Annotated in this window: 14 protein-coding genes; 8 read left to right on the top strand and 6 right to left on the bottom strand. The window is 63.0% G+C overall.

The annotated features are described in order from the left end of the window. Positions 1-8 precede the first annotated feature (8 nt). Entirely contained in the window at positions 9-401 is a 393-nt protein-coding gene (madL, locus tag AD659_RS25945; protein ID WP_053126183.1) for a malonate transporter subunit MadL, read from the top strand. Between the two features lie 5 nt (positions 402-406). Further along, positions 407-1,171 (top strand): malonate transporter subunit MadM, encoded by a 765-nt coding sequence (madM, locus tag AD659_RS25940; RefSeq protein WP_053127101.1) that lies wholly within the window; start codon positions 407-409, stop codon positions 1,169-1,171. Positions 1,172-1,310: 139 nt separating this feature from the next. Here madM and AD659_RS25935 read toward each other — a convergent pair whose 3' ends face one another. Continuing rightward, positions 1,311-2,225: a LysR family transcriptional regulator gene (locus tag AD659_RS25935; protein WP_053126182.1), complete on the bottom strand. Its 915-nt coding sequence runs from the start codon at positions 2,223-2,225 to the stop codon at positions 1,311-1,313. Between the two features lie 293 nt (positions 2,226-2,518). Between AD659_RS25935 and trhA the strand changes: the two genes are divergently transcribed. Beyond that, the gene (gene trhA, locus AD659_RS25930; protein WP_053126181.1) at positions 2,519-3,136 is read left to right on the top strand and encodes a PAQR family membrane homeostasis protein TrhA; all 618 of its coding nucleotides are present in this window, start codon (positions 2,519-2,521) and stop codon (positions 3,134-3,136) included. Here the strand turns inward: trhA and AD659_RS25925 are convergent. Beyond that, positions 3,124-4,047 (bottom strand): LysR family transcriptional regulator, encoded by a 924-nt coding sequence (locus AD659_RS25925; RefSeq protein ID WP_053126180.1) that lies wholly within the window; start codon positions 4,045-4,047, stop codon positions 3,124-3,126. The two genes, trhA and AD659_RS25925, sit on opposite strands and share 13 nt — an antisense overlap. A 105-nt stretch (positions 4,048-4,152) precedes the next feature. Here AD659_RS25925 and AD659_RS25920 point away from each other — a divergent pair, with 105 nt between their 5' ends. Next, on the top strand, positions 4,153-5,394 hold the full coding sequence (locus tag AD659_RS25920) for a D-amino acid dehydrogenase (protein ID WP_053127099.1): 1,242 nt from the start codon (positions 4,153-4,155) through the stop codon (positions 5,392-5,394). A gap of 21 nt (positions 5,395-5,415) precedes the next feature. Then, positions 5,416-6,318: a transporter substrate-binding domain-containing protein gene (locus AD659_RS25915; RefSeq protein ID WP_053126179.1), complete on the top strand. Its 903-nt coding sequence runs from the start codon at positions 5,416-5,418 to the stop codon at positions 6,316-6,318. A 49-nt stretch (positions 6,319-6,367) separates the two neighbouring features. On the opposite strand, the gene AD659_RS25910 is transcribed toward AD659_RS25915, so the two are convergent. Together AD659_RS25910 and AD659_RS25905 are read right to left on the bottom strand one after the other, a co-directional pair. Further along, the gene (locus AD659_RS25910; RefSeq protein WP_053126177.1) at positions 6,368-7,087 is read right to left on the bottom strand and encodes a 16S rRNA (uracil(1498)-N(3))-methyltransferase; all 720 of its coding nucleotides are present in this window, start codon (positions 7,085-7,087) and stop codon (positions 6,368-6,370) included. A gap of 154 nt (positions 7,088-7,241) precedes the next feature. Continuing rightward, positions 7,242-8,648, bottom strand: a complete 1,407-nt coding sequence (locus AD659_RS25905) for an adenosylmethionine--8-amino-7-oxononanoate transaminase (protein ID WP_053126175.1) — start codon at positions 8,646-8,648, stop codon at positions 7,242-7,244. A gap of 223 nt (positions 8,649-8,871) precedes the next feature. Here AD659_RS25905 and AD659_RS25900 point away from each other — a divergent pair, with 223 nt between their 5' ends. The 3 genes from AD659_RS25900 to AD659_RS25890 all read left to right on the top strand — a co-directional run bounded on the left by AD659_RS25900 (position 8,872) and on the right by AD659_RS25890 (position 12,089). Next, on the top strand, positions 8,872-10,632 hold the full coding sequence (locus tag AD659_RS25900; RefSeq protein ID WP_053126173.1) for a flavin monoamine oxidase family protein: 1,761 nt from the start codon (positions 8,872-8,874) through the stop codon (positions 10,630-10,632). A 291-nt stretch (positions 10,633-10,923) separates the two neighbouring features. Further along, positions 10,924-11,475, top strand: coding sequence for a cytochrome b (locus AD659_RS25895; protein WP_053126171.1), 552 nt, complete (start codon positions 10,924-10,926; stop codon positions 11,473-11,475). Positions 11,476-11,507: 32 nt separating this feature from the next. Further along, positions 11,508-12,089, top strand: coding sequence for a YceI family protein (locus tag AD659_RS25890; RefSeq protein ID WP_053126169.1), 582 nt, complete (start codon positions 11,508-11,510; stop codon positions 12,087-12,089). A 246-nt stretch (positions 12,090-12,335) separates the two neighbouring features. On the opposite strand, the gene rhlE2 is transcribed toward AD659_RS25890, so the two are convergent. Further along, complete coding sequence (gene rhlE2, locus AD659_RS25885) at positions 12,336-14,210, bottom strand: RNA helicase RhlE2 (RefSeq protein WP_053126167.1); 1,875 nt, start codon at positions 14,208-14,210, stop codon at positions 12,336-12,338. Between the two features lie 266 nt (positions 14,211-14,476). Next, complete coding sequence (locus tag AD659_RS25880) at positions 14,477-15,229, bottom strand: substrate-binding periplasmic protein (RefSeq protein WP_053126165.1); 753 nt, start codon at positions 15,227-15,229, stop codon at positions 14,477-14,479. Between the last annotated feature and the right edge of the window lie 141 nt (positions 15,230-15,370).

The following is a 15,370-nucleotide window of genomic DNA, read 5'->3' as shown; positions in this document are numbered from 1 at the left end:
CTACGACAATGATTATTTACGGTGTGGCGTTCCTGGCCTTTTGTACCCTGGCGGGTATTTTCATCGGTGAGCTGCTGGGCAAGCTGATTGGCGTGCCGGCCAACGTCGGCGGCGTCGGCATTGCGATGCTGCTGTTGATCGGCCTGGGCAGTTACCTGAACAAACGCGGCCTGTTCACAGGCAAATCCGAGGCCGGCGTGGAATTCTGGAGCGCGGTCTACATCCCCATCGTGGTCGCGATGGCGGCACAGCAAAACGTCTACGGTGCGCTCAAGGGCGGGCCGATGGCGATCCTGGCCGGGACCCTCGCGGTGGTGATTGCCTTTGCGTTGGTGCCGGTGCTGGTGCGCATTGGCAACAAAGGGCCTCAGGCCGACGTTTCCGTGAAGACGGTCGGGTGATTGCCATGTACGAATCCATGATGAAAGTCATCACCGGCTACGGCCTGATCAGCGGTTTTGCCATCGTCGGCATCACCATGTGGGTGTCCTACTGGATCAGCAATACCTTCACCAAGGGACGCCTGCATGGCTCGGCCATCGCCATTCTGCTGGGGCTGGTGCTCTCCTATATCGGCGGAGCAATGACCGGCGGGCAGAAGGGCGTGGTGGACATCCCGCTGCTGTCCGGGATTGGCCTGCTGGGCGGTGCCATGCTGCGGGACTTTGCCATCGTCGCCACGGCGTTCGGCGTGAGTGTCGAGGAACTCAAGCGCGCCGGTTTCGTTGGGGTGCTGGCGTTGTTTGTCGGCGTCGGTACGTCGTTCATTGCCGGCGTTGGCGTGGCGATGGCCTTCGGTTATACCGATTCGGTGAGCCTGACCACCATTGGTGCGGGAGCGGTGACCTACATCGTCGGGCCGGTGACCGGGGCGGCGATTGGGGCCAGTTCCGAGGTGATGGCGCTGTCCATTGCCGCCGGATTGATCAAGGCGATCCTGGTGATGGTGGCGACGCCGTTCGTGGCGCCATACATCGGCCTCAACAACCCACGTAGCGCGGTAATTTTTGGCGGCTTGATGGGCACCTCCAGCGGCGTGGCCGGTGGGTTGGCGGCCACCGATCCGAAGCTGGTGCCGTATGGCTGCCTGACGGCGGCGTTCTATACGGCGCTGGGGTGCTTGTTGGGGCCTTCGTTGTTGTTTCTGATCATGCGAGGGTTGCTGGGGTAGGGCTTGAATGATCGTTCCCACGCTCCGCGTGGGAATGCAGCCCGGGACGCTCTGCGTCCCAAACGCGTGACGCGGAGCGTCACAAGAGGCGTTCCCACGCAGAGCGTGGGAACGATCATCGATGGGGGGCAACTGGGTCTCAAGCCTGGCGATTGGCATACATCCGGCACTCCGCCAACAGCGCCAGCAGGTTCGGATCGCGCTCCTTGGCCTTCAGGAACACCACGCCGATGTGCTGCTGCAACCGGTACTTTTCCTGCAAGGGGATCAGCTTCACCCGGTTTTCATACACCGCGGCAATCCGCCCCGGCAGCAAGGCATAGCCCACCCCGGAGCTGACCATGCTCAGCAGGGTGAAGATGTCGTTGACCTGCATCGCCACCTTCGGCTCGAACCCCGCCTGCTTGAACACCCGGATGCCGTCCTGGTGCGTGGCGAAGCCTTGGGTCAGGGTGATGAACGTCTCGTCACGGACTTCGGCCAGGTCGACTTCGCTGCGCTGGGCAAAGGGTGAGTCGGCCGGTGTGGCGAGGAAGATGTCATCGGAAAACAGCGCGATGTGCTCGCAGTCCGGGTCGTTGACGCTGTCGTCCAGCGACACCAGGATCGCATCGACTTCCATGTTCTTGAGCTTGTACAGCAGGTCGATGTTGGAGCCCATGATCAGGTCGATATTGAGTTCGCTGCGGCGGATCTTCAGGCCCATGATCAATTGCGGCACGGTCTTGACCGTCAGCGAATACAGCGAGCCGAGCTTGAAGCGCTCGGCGGAGAAGCCGGCGGCTTCGCGGGTCAGGCGCACGCTTTCGACCACGTCCTGGATCAGCTTCTGCGCCCGTTCCTCCAGTACATAGGCGCTTTCCAGCGGCGTGAGGTTGCGGCCTTCGTGCTTGAACAACGGGCAGCGCAGGGCGCTTTCCAGCGAATGGATGGCCCGGTGCACGCTGACGTTGCTGGTCTGCAACTCGGCCGCCGCCCGCGCCAGGTTGCCGGTGCGCATGAAGGCCAGGAACACCTCGAGTTTCTTCAGGGTCAATTCTTCGTCGATCAGCATGGGGCGGACTCTTATTCGTATGGCCCGATTGTGCCCCATGTCTTCCCGGCGACGCGATTTATGTGGCTTGGGAGCTGTTGTGGCGAGGGAGCTTGCTCCCGCTGGGTGGCGCAGCCGCCCCAAAAAATTTGTGAGCGCTGCGCACTGGAGCGCCAGCCCGGTCAAGCGGGAGCAAGCTCCCTCGCCACAGAGATCTTCACAGTTAGTGTTAAGTAGGCTGGAAGCAAACCATTGCACTTTCACGCGCCAGGCCTGAGCCTGGGCCCCTGTTTCTAAATGTGAGGTGGTAGTGGATGTATCACGGGGAACGACTCAACGCCTGGACGCACCTGGTGGGGGCGGTCGCGGCGTTTATCGGCGCGGTGTGGTTGCTGGTGATCGCCGGGATGGCGGGCGATCCCTGGAAGATCGTCAGCGTGGCGATCTACGGGTTCACCTTGCTGGTGCTGTACAGCGCTTCGACGGTCTACCACAGCGTGCGCGGGCGCAAAAAAGAAATCATGCAGAAGGTCGATCACTTTTCGATCTACCTGTTGATTGCCGGCAGCTACACCCCGTTCTGCCTGGTGACCCTGCGCGGGCCGTGGGGCTGGACGTTGTTCGGGATCGTCTGGGGGCTGGCCGTGATTGGGATCCTGCAGGAAATCAAGCCGCGTTCCGAAGCGCGGATCCTGTCGATCGTGATCTACGCCGTGATGGGCTGGATCGTGCTGGTGGCGGTCAAACCCCTGCTGGCGGCCCTGGGCGGCACCGGGTTCGCCTGGTTGGCCTCGGGCGGCGTGCTGTACACCGTTGGCATCATCTTTTTCGCCCTCGACCACCGGCTGCGCCACGCCCATGGCATCTGGCACTTGTTTGTCATGGCCGGCAGTCTGCTGCACTTCGTGGCGATTCTGTTCTACGTGCTCTGAGCGGCGGCGAACAGGCGATCCAGTTGCGCCTGGGCCTGGCTGGCAACAATCTCCAGCAACGCGCCGAGTGTATGCACCGGGGCCTCGTCGGCTCGGGTCACGGCGTACAGCGAAATGGGCAGCGGTGGCGACAATGGCCGGATGGCTGTGCGGGTGCTCGAAGCGCCGAGCGCCGTGAACGGATCGATCACCGCCAGCCCGGCGCCGGACTCGACCATGGCCCGGGCCAGTGAATAGGTCTGTACGGCGATGCTGATGCGCGGCGGCGGTTCAACGGCCTTGAGATAACCGTCCAGCTTGGCCGAAAGCGGGTCGGCGCTGGACAGGCCGATCAATGGTGCACCGGCCAGCGCTTGCAACGGCATCGGCTGGCCCACCTGCGCTTCGGGCCAATGCCCGCTCGGCGCCAGGGCCACCAACACGCCGCTGGCCAGGGTCTGGGCCTTGAGTCCTGGATGATCGGGCGGTTGCAGGGTCAGGGCCACATCGATTTCGCGCATCAGCAGGTTTTGCGTCAGTTCGCGGCTGTGGGCGCTGGACAATTCGCAGACGATGTCCGGGTAGCGTCGGGTCCATTGATGGATCGCCGCCGGCAACAACGACAAGGCCAGGGCCGGTGTCGCGCCGATCCGCAGGCTGTGGCCCGGCTCGCGGCGCAGGCTCTGGGCGAGGCGCCGGACACCTTGCAGGCTCTCGCTGACCTTGTCGACTTCACGCTCCAGCTCCAGGGCTTCAGGGGTGGCCTGCAGCTTGCCGCGCACCCGCAGAAACAATGCAAAGCCCAGTTGCTGCTCGGCATGCTGCAGCACCTTGGTCACCGCCGGTTGCGAAACGTGCAACAGTTGGGCGGCCCCGCTGATGGAGCCGGTCTGGCGGATGGCCTGGAAAATCTCGATATGGCGAAGGCGCATGGCGAGCCCATAACCTTTGTTTATAGGGACTCTATCTTTATTCATTGTTCGGGGCCTGTCACCTGGCCCTAACCTCGAGCCATTCGAAACAGATGTGAGATGGATATGGCTCAGCGGGTTTGCATCATCGGGGGGGGCGTGGTCGGGCTGGCGACGGCTTATGCGCTGGTGCGCGACGGCGTCGACGTGACGGTGGTGGACGCCCAAGAGACCTTGGGCAGCGAAACCAGTTTCGCCAACGGTGGGCAATTGTCCTATCGCTACGTCACCCCGCTGGCAGACGCCGGCGTGCCCTGGCAGGCACTGGGGTGGATGCTGCGCGGTGATTCGCCGCTCAAATGGCGACCGCGCCTGGACCCGGCGCAGTGGCGTTGGATGGCCGCCTTCATCGGCGCCTGCCGGACTTCGGTCAACCGGCGCAACGGCGCCCACCTGCTGCGCCTGGCGCTGTTGAGCCAGGCCACCTTGCAGGGCTGGCGCGAGCAGGATCGTCTTGACGGCTTCGACTGGCGGCGCAACGGCAAGCTGGTGACGTTTCGCGACGCAGGGCATTTCCAGCGCGCGCGGCGGGGGTTGGCGGACAGCGCCTCTCAGCAGGTACTTGGCCCCAGCGAGTGCGCGAGCCTGGAACCGGCCCTGGCCGGCGTGCCGTACGTGGGCGGAATCTACACACCGGATGAGGAAGTCGCCGATTGCCATGCGTTCTGCCAGCAATTGGCGGCGCATCTGCGGGCTTCGGGGCGCTGCGAGTTTCTGTTGGGGCAACCGGTCAGCGCCATCGAACACGCCAATGGCGCGGTGCAGGCCATTGCACTGGACGGGCAGTGGCTGCCGGTGGAGCACCTGGTGATCGCCGCCGGCCACCGCAGCGCCGCACTCGCCTTGCCCGGCGTGCGGATGCCACTCTATCCGCTCAAAGGCTACAGCTTGACCGTGCCCATTGGTCCCGAACATCAGGCGCCGGAGTTGAGTATCACCGACTACGACCGCAAGATCGTCTACGCGCGCATCGGCGAACAACTGCGCGTCGCGGCGATGGTGGACATCGTTGGCTTCGACCCGACGCCGGACCCCAAGCGCCTCGCCCTGATCAAGCGCCAAGCCTTGGAAACCTTCCCCCAGGCTGGGGATTATTCGCGTGCCGTCGAGTGGGCGGGCATGCGCCCGGCCACCGCGAGCGGTGTGCCGCTGATCGGCGCCACCGGCTACCGTAACCTGTGGCTTAACCTGGGCCATGGCGCCCTGGGCTTTACCCTGGCGTGTGGCAGTGCTCGCGTGCTCAGCGAGATGATCTGCCAGCACACGCCGTCCATCGACGTGCAGGGCCTGACGCCCCGCGCTGCCTGACTCACCCAACGGAGAATAACAATGCAAAAAATCACGTTGATCGGCTGCACCCTGAGCCTGCTATTGAGCGCCCCGGCTTTTGCCAATGAGGCGCCAACGGCGGGCACGCTGGACAAAATCGCTAGCAGCAAGACCATCACCCTGGGCTATCGCGATGCTTCGGTACCGTTTTCCTATGTCGGTGACAGCAGCGGCCAACCGATGGGGTACTCGGTGGAACTGGCGAACAAGATCGTCGAGCGCATCAAGCAGCAACTGGCGTTGCCGCAACTGAACGTGAAGTACAACCTGGTCACGTCCCAGACGCGCATCCCCCTGGTGCAGAACGGCACCGTGGACCTGGAGTGCGGCTCCACCGGGGTGACGGCCGAGCGGCAGAAGCAAGTGGCGTTTTCCTACGGCTTCATCTATGTGAAGGGCCAGTTGTTGACGGCCAAGGACAGCGGCATCCACAGCTTCGCCGACCTGCGCGGCAAGAACGTGGTGACCACCGCCGGCACCACCAATGAACGCTTTCTGAAAAGCTACAACCAGGACAACAAGGCCGACATGTTCATCATCAGCGCCAAGGACCACGGCGAGTCCTTCCAGATGCTCGAGACCGGCCGGGCGGCGGCGTTCTACATGGACGATGCGCTGCTCTACGGCGAACGGGCCAAGGCCCGCGACCCGCACAAGTGGGTGGTGGTGGGGCAGGAGCAATCGCGGGAGATCTACAGCTGCATGGTGCGCAAGGACGACCCGCAATTCCTGGCGCTGGTCAACGCGACCCTGGCCGATTTGTACAAGTCGGGGGAGATCAACGAGATCTACGACCGCTGGTTCCAGAAACCGATTCCACCCAAGGGCCTGAACCTGGAATTTCCGATGACCAGCGAGTTGAAGGCGATCATTGCCAAGCCGACGAGTGAGCCGGTGCAGTAAGGGCTGTACACCGATGCCCTCTGTGGGAGATGGGGGGTTACATCTGACTCTAGAAATCCCCCCACAACTGCTGCGCCACCGCCAACGCCACCACCGGCGCGGTTTCAGTGCGAAGCACGCGCGGGCCGAGGCGGGCGGCGTGGTAGCCAGCGGTCTTGGCCTGCTCGACCTCGGCATCCGACAACCCACCCTCGGGACCGATCAGGAAGGCCAGGGTCGACGGTTTGTCATGGCTGACCAGCGGCTCGGCCACCGGGTGCAGCACCAGTTTCAGTTCGGCCTCGGCCTGCTTCAACCAGTCGGCCAGCAGCAGCGGCGGATGGATCACCGGCACGCTCGAGCGTCCGCACTGCTCGCAGGCGCTGATCGCCACCTGGCGCCAGTGCAGTAGGCGCTTGTCGGCGCGCTCGTCCTTGAGGCGCACTTCGCAGCGCTCGCTGAAAATCGGCGTGATCTCGCTGACCCCCAGCTCCGTGGCTTTCTGGATCGCCCAATCCATGCGCTCACCCCGGGACAGGCCCTGGCCGAGGTGAATGCGCAGCGGCGATTCAGGTTGCCCCGCGAACTGCTCGTCCAATTGTACCCGCACGCGTTTCTTGCCGACTTCGGCCAGGGTGCCGCGAAACTCCTGGCCCGAACCATCGAACACCTGCACCGCATCGCCCTCGGCCATGCGCAGTACGCGGCCGATGTAGTGGGCCTGGGCTTCAGGCAGTTCGTGGTCGCCGAGGCTCAGGGGGGCATCGATGAAGAAGCGGGACAGTCTCATGTTTCGCTCTCTGAATACGGGGGCGCATTGCTGCTGGGTTAAATGCTGTTGTGGCGAGGGAGCTTGCGCCCGCTGGGCTGCGTAGCGGCCTCATTTTTGCGATTGCTACGCAATCGAGCGGGAGCAAGCTCCCTCGCCACAGAGAGATTCGCTGTCAACCCGGATCGCGATAGCCCGGGTGAAAGTCCTTCGGCACCGCCACGCTGACCTTGTCCCGGGTGGCAATGTCGATGCCTTCGCTGGCCACTTCGGCGAGGAAGTCGATCTGCTCGGGGGTGATGACATACGGCGGCAGGAAATACACCACGCTGCCCAGCGGTCGCAACAGCGCACCGCGTTCCAGGGCATGCTGGAACACCGCCAGGCCACGCCGTTCCTGCCATGGATACGCGGTCTTGCTGGCCTTGTCCTTGACCATCTCGATGGCCAGCACCATGCCGGTCTGGCGCACCTCGGCCACGTTCGGGTGGTCGGCCAGGTGGGCGGTGGCGCTGGCCATGCGCTGGGCCAGGGCCTGGTTGTTTTCGATGACGTTGTCTTCTTCGAAGATATCCAACGTCGCCAGGGCCGCCGCGCAGGCCAGTGGGTTGCCGGTGTAACTGTGGGAATGCAGAAAGGCGCGCAGGGTCGGGTAGTCGTCATAGAACGCGCTGTAGACCTCGTCGGTGGTCACGCACGCCGCCAGTGGCAGGTAACCGCCGGTCAGGGCCTTGGACAGGCAGAGGAAATCCGGGGTGATGCCGGCCTGCTCACAGGCGAACATTGTCCCGGTGCGACCGAAGCCGACGGCGATTTCGTCATGGATCAGGTGCACCCCATAGCGATCGCACGCCTCGCGCAACAGCTTCAGGTACACCGGGTGGTACATGCGCATGCCGCCGGCGCCCTGGATCAGCGGCTCGACAATCACTGCCGCGACTGTGTCGTGGTGCTCGGCGAGGGTCTGCTCCATGGCCATGAACATGGTTCGCGAATGCTCTTCCCAGCCCATGCCTTCGGGGCGGTGATAGCAGTCGGGGCTCGGCACCTTGATCGTATCCAGCAACAACGCCTTGTAGGTTTCGGTGAACAGCGGCACGTCGCCCACCGACATCGCCGCGATGGTTTCGCCGTGGTAGCTGTTGCTCAGGGTGACGAAGCGCTTCTTGTCCGGTCGGCCGCGATTGATCCAGTAGTGGAAGCTCATCTTCATCGCCACTTCGATGCAGGACGAGCCGTTGTCGGCGTAGAAGCATCGAGTCAGGCCCTCGGGCGTCATCTTCACCAGGCGCTCGGACAGCTCGATCACCGGCTGATGGCTGAAGCCGGCCAGGATCACATGCTCCAACTGATCGACCTGATCCTTGATGCGCTGGTTGATGCGCGGGTTGGCGTGGCCGAACACATTGACCCACCAGGAACTGACGGCATCGAGGTAGCGCTTGCCTTCGAAATCTTCCAGCCACACGCCTTCACCGCGTTTGATGGGGATCAGCGGCAGCTGTTCGTGGTCTTTCATCTGGGTGCAGGGGTGCCACAGCACCGCGAGGTCGCGTTGCATCCACTGGTTATTCAGGCCCATGTACAGTCTCCTCGAGGCGGCTCGCGGCGGGCGCGGGCAAAACAATCGCGCAAGCCTATGCAATGGCGGCCGTGGGGACAACCCATTGTGTCATTCGCGCTACTTTGGGCCAGGCGATAGACGTCGCTGGCGGCGTTTTGATGGCTGACGTATTCTTCGCCGTTCCCTGAGCCGACTGGCTCGAAAGCTGAAATTTCCTACGTTTTAATCCGGAGTTCGTTGAATGTCTGCTGGTTGGCTGCGCGCCTGTGCGCTGGTGATGATAGGGCTGTTCAGCGTTTCGGCGCTGGCCAAGGACAAACAACCGACGGCCATCGTCATCGGCGGCGGCCTGGCGGGGCTCACGGCGGCCTATGAGTTGCAGAATAAAGGTTGGGCGGTGACGCTGCTGGAAGCCAAGCCGGACCTGGGCGGTCGCTCGGGCATGGCCACCAGTGAGTGGATTGGCAACGAGAAGACGCAGCCGGTGCTGAACAAATACGTCTCTACCTTCAAACTGAGCACCACGCCGGCCCCGGAATTCGTGCGCACCCCCAGCTACCTGATCGACGGCATCTACTTCACCGCCGCCGACCTGGCGACCAAACAGCCAGCCACCGCCGAAGCCCTCAAACGCTACGAAACCACCCTGGACGACCTGGCGCGTTCCATCGAGGACCCGCAGAACCCGGCGGCCACCAGCACGTTGCACGCGCTGGATCAGATCACCGTATCCAACTGGCTCGACCGCCTGCAACTGCCGGCCACGGCGCGTCAGTTGGTGAACCAGGAAATCCGCACCCGTTATGACGAGCCTTCACGCCTGTCTCTGCTGTATTTCGCCCAGCAGAACCGCGTCTATCGCGGCATATCCGACCGCGACCGGCGAGCCTCGCGCCTGCTCGGCGGCAGTCCGGTCCTGGCCCAGGCGTTCGTCAAGCAACTGAAAACCATCAAGACCAATTCGCCGGTGTCGGCCATTTCCCAGGATAAGGACGGCGTGACCGTCAAGGTCGGCGCCGTTGGCTACCAGGCTGACTACGTGGTGCTGGCGGTGCCGTTGCGGGCGCTGAACAAGATCCAGTTGACCCCGGCCCTGGATGCCCAGCATCAAGGTGCGATCAAAGGCACCAACTACGGTTGGCGCGACCAGATCATGCTCAAGTTCAAGACTCCGGTCTGGGACAGCAAGGCGCGCATGTCGGGCGAGATCTACAGCAACGCCGGCCTGGGCATGATGTGGATCGAGCCAGCCATGAAAGGCGGTGCCAACGTGGTCATCAACCTGTCCGGCGACAATGCCCGGGTGATGCAGGCTTTCGGCGACAAGCAGATGGTCGATCAGGTGCTGATTCGCCTGCACGCGTTTTATCCACAGGCCCGTGGCGCGTTCACCGGCTATGAAATCCGCCGCTACAGCACCGACCCGTCCATGGGCGGCGCGTACCTGGCCTTTGGCCCGGGCCAGATCAGCAAGTACTGGCGCCTGTGGGAAAAACCATTGCAGCGCGTAGCCTTTGCCGGTGAACACACCGATACGTTGTACCCGGGTACCCTGGAGGGGGCGTTGCGCAGCGGCCAGCGGGCGGCGAGCCAGGTTGAAGACCTGGCGGCCGGCAAGTCGTTCGAACCGGCCAAGGTCGTTCCGGCTGCAACGGCAGCCGCCGCGGGTGCGGTAGCGGCGAAGAAGGGCAACTTCTTCAGCAACCTGTTTGGCGGTTCGGATGACGACAAGAAGCCGGAGCCGGTCAAGGCACCAGAGCCGGTAGCGCCGCCGCCTGCTCCAGCGCCTGCTCCCGCTCCTGCGCCGGCACCGGTGGAGCCTCCCGCGCCGGCCCCGAAGGTTGAGCCGGCCAAGAAAGCCGCGGCCAAACCCGCGGCGAAAAAACCGGCCGCCAAGGCTCCGGCTAAAAAAACGCCAGTGAAGAAAGCCGCGCCGGCTAAGAAACCGGCGGCCAAGCCGGCTGCGACAACACCGGCGGCACCTGAGACCAAGGCTCAGTAAGGCTTGGTGACAGAAAAAAGCGCGGCCTGTCAGCCGCGCTTTTTTTTGCCTGTAAAACCGCTATCGCGAGCAAGCTCGCTCCCACAGGGATTGCGCTCGGCCAGTGTGGGAGCGAGCTTGCTCGCGATGAGGCCCTTCCTGATATAACGCCTTGTATTGGTTTTAATCTTTCCTTAACCCACCCCCTCCAGACTGATGATCGTATTTCTCGATATTTCAAAGCGAAATTTTCCGCTTTAAATCGATAGATAAGTCGCTAGTCTTGATCGCAGTTTTTACAGGATATGAGCAATGCAGCTTCGCAACTCTTCTTCTCGCTATGGCTGGGTCAGTATCGCTGTGCACTGGGGCGTTGCGCTGGTGGTGTACGGGTTGTTCGCCCTAGGCCTGTGGATGGTCGGCCTGGATTACTACAGCACCTGGCGCAAAGACGCACCGGACCTGCACAAGAGCATTGGCCTGGTGCTGCTGGCGGTCATGTTGCTGCGGGTGGTCTGGCGGTTTGTCAGCCCGCCGCCACCGACCCTGCAAACCTATGGCCGCCTGACCCGTGTCAGCGCCAAGCTTGGCCATAGCGCACTGTATCTCGGGTTGTTCGCCGTGATGATTGCCGGTTACCTGATTTCCACCGCAGACGGTGTCGGGATCCCGGTGTTTGGCCTGTTCGAAGTACCCGCGCTGGTGTCCGGACTGCCCGATCAGGCAGACGTCGCCGGCCAGATTCACCTTTACCTGGCATGGGCGTTGGTCATTTTTTCCGGCCTTCATGCGTTGGCAGCATTGAAACACCACTTTATCGACCGTGACGCGACCCTCAAGCGAATGCTGGGGCGCCAAGCCTGATGTTCAACCTCGACTCCAAAGGAATAGAAAGCATGTTGAAAAAGACGCTCGCCGCCCTGGCAATCGGTTCTGCCCTGCTGTCCGCCGGTCAGGCCATGGCTGCCGACTATGTGGTCGACAAGGAAGGCCAGCACGCCTTCGTCGACTTCAAGATCAGCCACCTGGGTTATAGCTACATCACCGGTACCTTCAAGGACATCGACGGCAAGTTCAGCTTCGACGCCGCCAAGCCTGAAGACAGCAAGATCGAGTTCAACGTCAACACCGCCAGCGTGTTCACCAACCACGCCGAGCGCGACAAGCACATCGCCAGCGCTGACTTCCTGAACGTCAGCAAATTCGGCAAGGCCACCTTCGTTTCCACCAGCGTCAAATCCACCGGTAAGAACACCGCCGATGTGACCGGTGACCTGACCCTGCTGGGCGTGACCAAGCCGGTCGTGGTCAAGGCCACTTTCCTGGGTGAAGGCAAGGATCCATGGGGCGGCTACCGTGCCGGCTTTGAAGGCACCACCACCATCAAGCGTTCCGACTTCGGCAAGCAGAAAGACCTGGGCCCAACCTCCGACGCGGTCGAACTGTACGTCACGTTTGAAGGTGTCAAAGCGAAGTAACTTTCGCGCCTGACAAAAAACGCCCCGGGTCTTGCGACCAGGGGCGTTTTTTATTGCGCGGATTCCGGCGATACGGAGGGCCCTGTGGGAGCGAGCTTGCTCGCGATGGCGTCAGCTCTGTCGCATTGATGTTGACTGAAGCACCGCTATCGCGAGCAGGCTCGCTCCCACATTTGGAATGGTGTTGGGCCAAAAAAAATGCCCCAGGTCGCGAGACCCGGGGCATTTTTCAAGGCTTTGGAAAACTCAGCGATTGCGTGTCAGCAAGGCCGGTTTTTCGCCGCGCGGACGGCTTGGCAGTTGATCCAGCTGTTCAGGCGTCGGGAAACGATCGGCTTTCGATTCCTTGTGCATGATCTTCGGCTGGTTGCTGCGCGGGTTCTGCACGGCGGGTTCCTGGCGAGGCTGGTCGTCACGGGCCGGGCGGCGTGGGCGGGTGTCGTCGCGACGGGCCTGGCCGTCACGCGGGGCACCGTTGCGTGGGCCGCTGCGCTTGGCCGGTGGCGTGCCGGTGGACGAACCGTTGCTGTTGCGCGGACCGTTCTGGCGACCCTGTGGCTGGCCACTGCGCGGAGCGCCTGCGCCTGCGCCCTGTGCCGGGGCACCCGGACGGCGACCACGGCCTTGGGCCGGTTTCTGCTGCGGCACGTAGTCGACGCGGTTACCGAAGTTATCGACATCGTCGTCCAGGAACTCGTCCGGAGCACGATCGGCTGCCGCGCGTGGGGCCGGGCGCTGTTGTTCACGGGCCGGAGTGCCTTCGCGGGGCTTCTGCTCGCGGGCAGGGCGTTCGCCGCGGCCGTTGCTGTTGCTGTTGCTGGCCGACTTTTCCTTGCCCTTGTCCTTGCCTTTGTCTTTGCGACCGCCGCCACCACCGCCGCCATTCGGACCGTCGCCGCGCGGGCCACGGGCATTACGCGGATTGCGCACATCCGGACGTTCGCGCACTTCAGGCTTCTCGGCCTCGATGGTGCTGGCATCGAAGCCCATCAGGTCGCCGTCGGCGATTTTCTGCTTGGTCATGCGCTCGATGCTTTTGAGCAGCTTTTCTTCGTCCGGCGCGACCAGCGAGATCGCCTCGCCCGAACGACCGGCCCGACCGGTACGGCCGATACGGTGAACGTAATCTTCATCGACGTTCGGCAGCTCGAAGTTGACCACGTGGGGCAACTGGTCGATGTCCAGGCCGCGGGCCGCGATGTCGGTGGCCACCAGGATGCGCACTTCGCCGGCCTTGAAGTCGGCCAGGGCCTTGGTACGGGCGTTCTGGCTCTTGTTCCCGTGGATCGCCACGGCCGGCAGGCCATGTTTGTCCAGGTACTCGGCCAGGCGGTTGGCGCCGTGCTTGGTGCGGGTGAAGACCAGGACCTGTTCCCAGGCACCGGCGGTAATCAGGTGCGCCAGCAGGGCACGCTTGTGGCTGGCCGCCAGGCGGAACACGCGCTGCTCGATACGCTCGACCGTGGTGTTCGGCGGCGTGACTTCGATGCGCTCCGGGTTGTGCAGCAGCTTGCCGGCCAGGTCGGTGATGTCCTTGGAGAACGTTGCCGAAAACAGCAGGTTCTGGCGCTTGGCGGGCAGGCGGGCGAGGACTTTCTTCACGTCATGGACAAAGCCCATGTCGAGCATGCGGTCGGCTTCGTCCAGCACGAGGATTTCAACGTGGGACAAATCGACGCTGCCCTGGCCCGCCAGGTCCAGCAGGCGACCGGGGCAGGCCACCAGTACATCGACACCACGGGACATGGCCTGAACCTGGGGGTTCATGCCGACGCCGCCAAAAATGCAGGCGCTGACGAACTTCAGGTCGCGAGCATAGATCTTGAAGCTCTCGTGTACCTGGGCCGCCAGTTCGCGGGTTGGGGTCAGGACCAGTACGCGCGGTTGGCGCGGGCCATGACGCTGGGATTTGTCTGGGTGACCGTTGGGAAACAACCGCTCCAGGATCGGAAGGGCGAAACCGCCGGTTTTACCAGTACCTGTCTGCGCCGCGACCATCAGGTCGCGACCTTGCAACACGGCGGGAATGGCCCGCTGTTGCACCGGGGTAGGCTGGGTATAGCCGGCGGCTTCGATGGCGCCGACTAAAGCCTCGGAGAGACCGAGGGAAGCAAAGGACATGAGTAATCCTGTTTTAGTGAGGGCCTGGCCCAATGGGATAGTCTTGCCGGGCGCGAATGACGTTCAACAAAAAGACGTCATCCCGTCCGGTCCTGCCGGGCCTCGAAGGCGGGTCCGGACAAGGCTCGCGCGGGCTGTAGGCTGCGCTGTAGCGGTGTCGGGATGCCTTTTACAAGGCCGGGCGTCCGGGCGTGAGCCTGGCGGGAAGGCCGGAGTATAACAGAGCAAACGCCGCGCGCCGCTTTCCTGCTGCTCAACGGTTTATTTCAGTACTGACCCGGTGGGCCGGCACCGTAGCGGGCGCTCAGTTCGGCATAGGCCGGTTCGCGCTTGAAACGCTTGAGTTCGGCGCCGAAGCGTTGCACCAGCAAATCCATGCCGGCGTTGCGCCGCACCGCCAGGTATTGGCTTTGACGGCTCACTACCGTCGGGTTTTCAGTGATCTGGTCGCCCAGCTGCATCTGCTTGAGCACATGCCGGCCGACCCTGCGGTCGGTGATGAGCAGGTCGATCCGGCCCAGTTGCAACTTACCGAAATTGGCTTCGTGGGTCGGCGCTGTTTCACGGGTGAACAGGGTCGATTCCCTGAAGGCCTGGCTGTACAGGTAACCAGGCGAGGTCCCGACAGTCAGGCCGCCCAGGTCTTCTAGCGTGCGGAACGGGTGGGGCCGGGCATTGGCATAGAACATCACGAATTCCACGTCCGACAGCGGTTCGCTGGGGTAAAGCAGCAGGGCATCGCGCTCATTGCTGTGGAAAATGTCCAGCGCGCCGTCCGCCAATCCTTGTTCCAGCATCGCCAGGCAGCGCTTCCAGGGCAGGAACTGCCATTCCACGTCGATGCCCAGGCGCTTGAACACAATGGCCGTGGTTTCGTAGTCCAGGCCCAGCATCTTGCCGTTCTCTTCGTAGACATAAGGCGCCCAAGGCTCGGTGACAATGCGCAGCTTCTCGGCCTGGGCGGTCATGCTCAGGCACAAGAGGAGAAGAGAGGTCAGCAGCTGGACAATAACGGGCATGGCCTGAGGTTACGACGAGATCTCATCAAATAGCTAGAGCGCTCTGGCTTGCGCCTTGGTTGCCTTTTGCCTGCCTTTGCTGCTCATGGAAGGCCTCGTGGCGTTCAGCCGATGTGAACGCTTTTGTTCAAGGCAGGAAAC

Source organism: Pseudomonas thivervalensis (genome assembly GCF_001269655.1).
Lineage (GTDB): Bacteria > Pseudomonadota > Gammaproteobacteria > Pseudomonadales > Pseudomonadaceae > Aquipseudomonas > Aquipseudomonas thivervalensis.
This window is presented reverse-complemented; position numbering and strand designations above follow the sequence as displayed.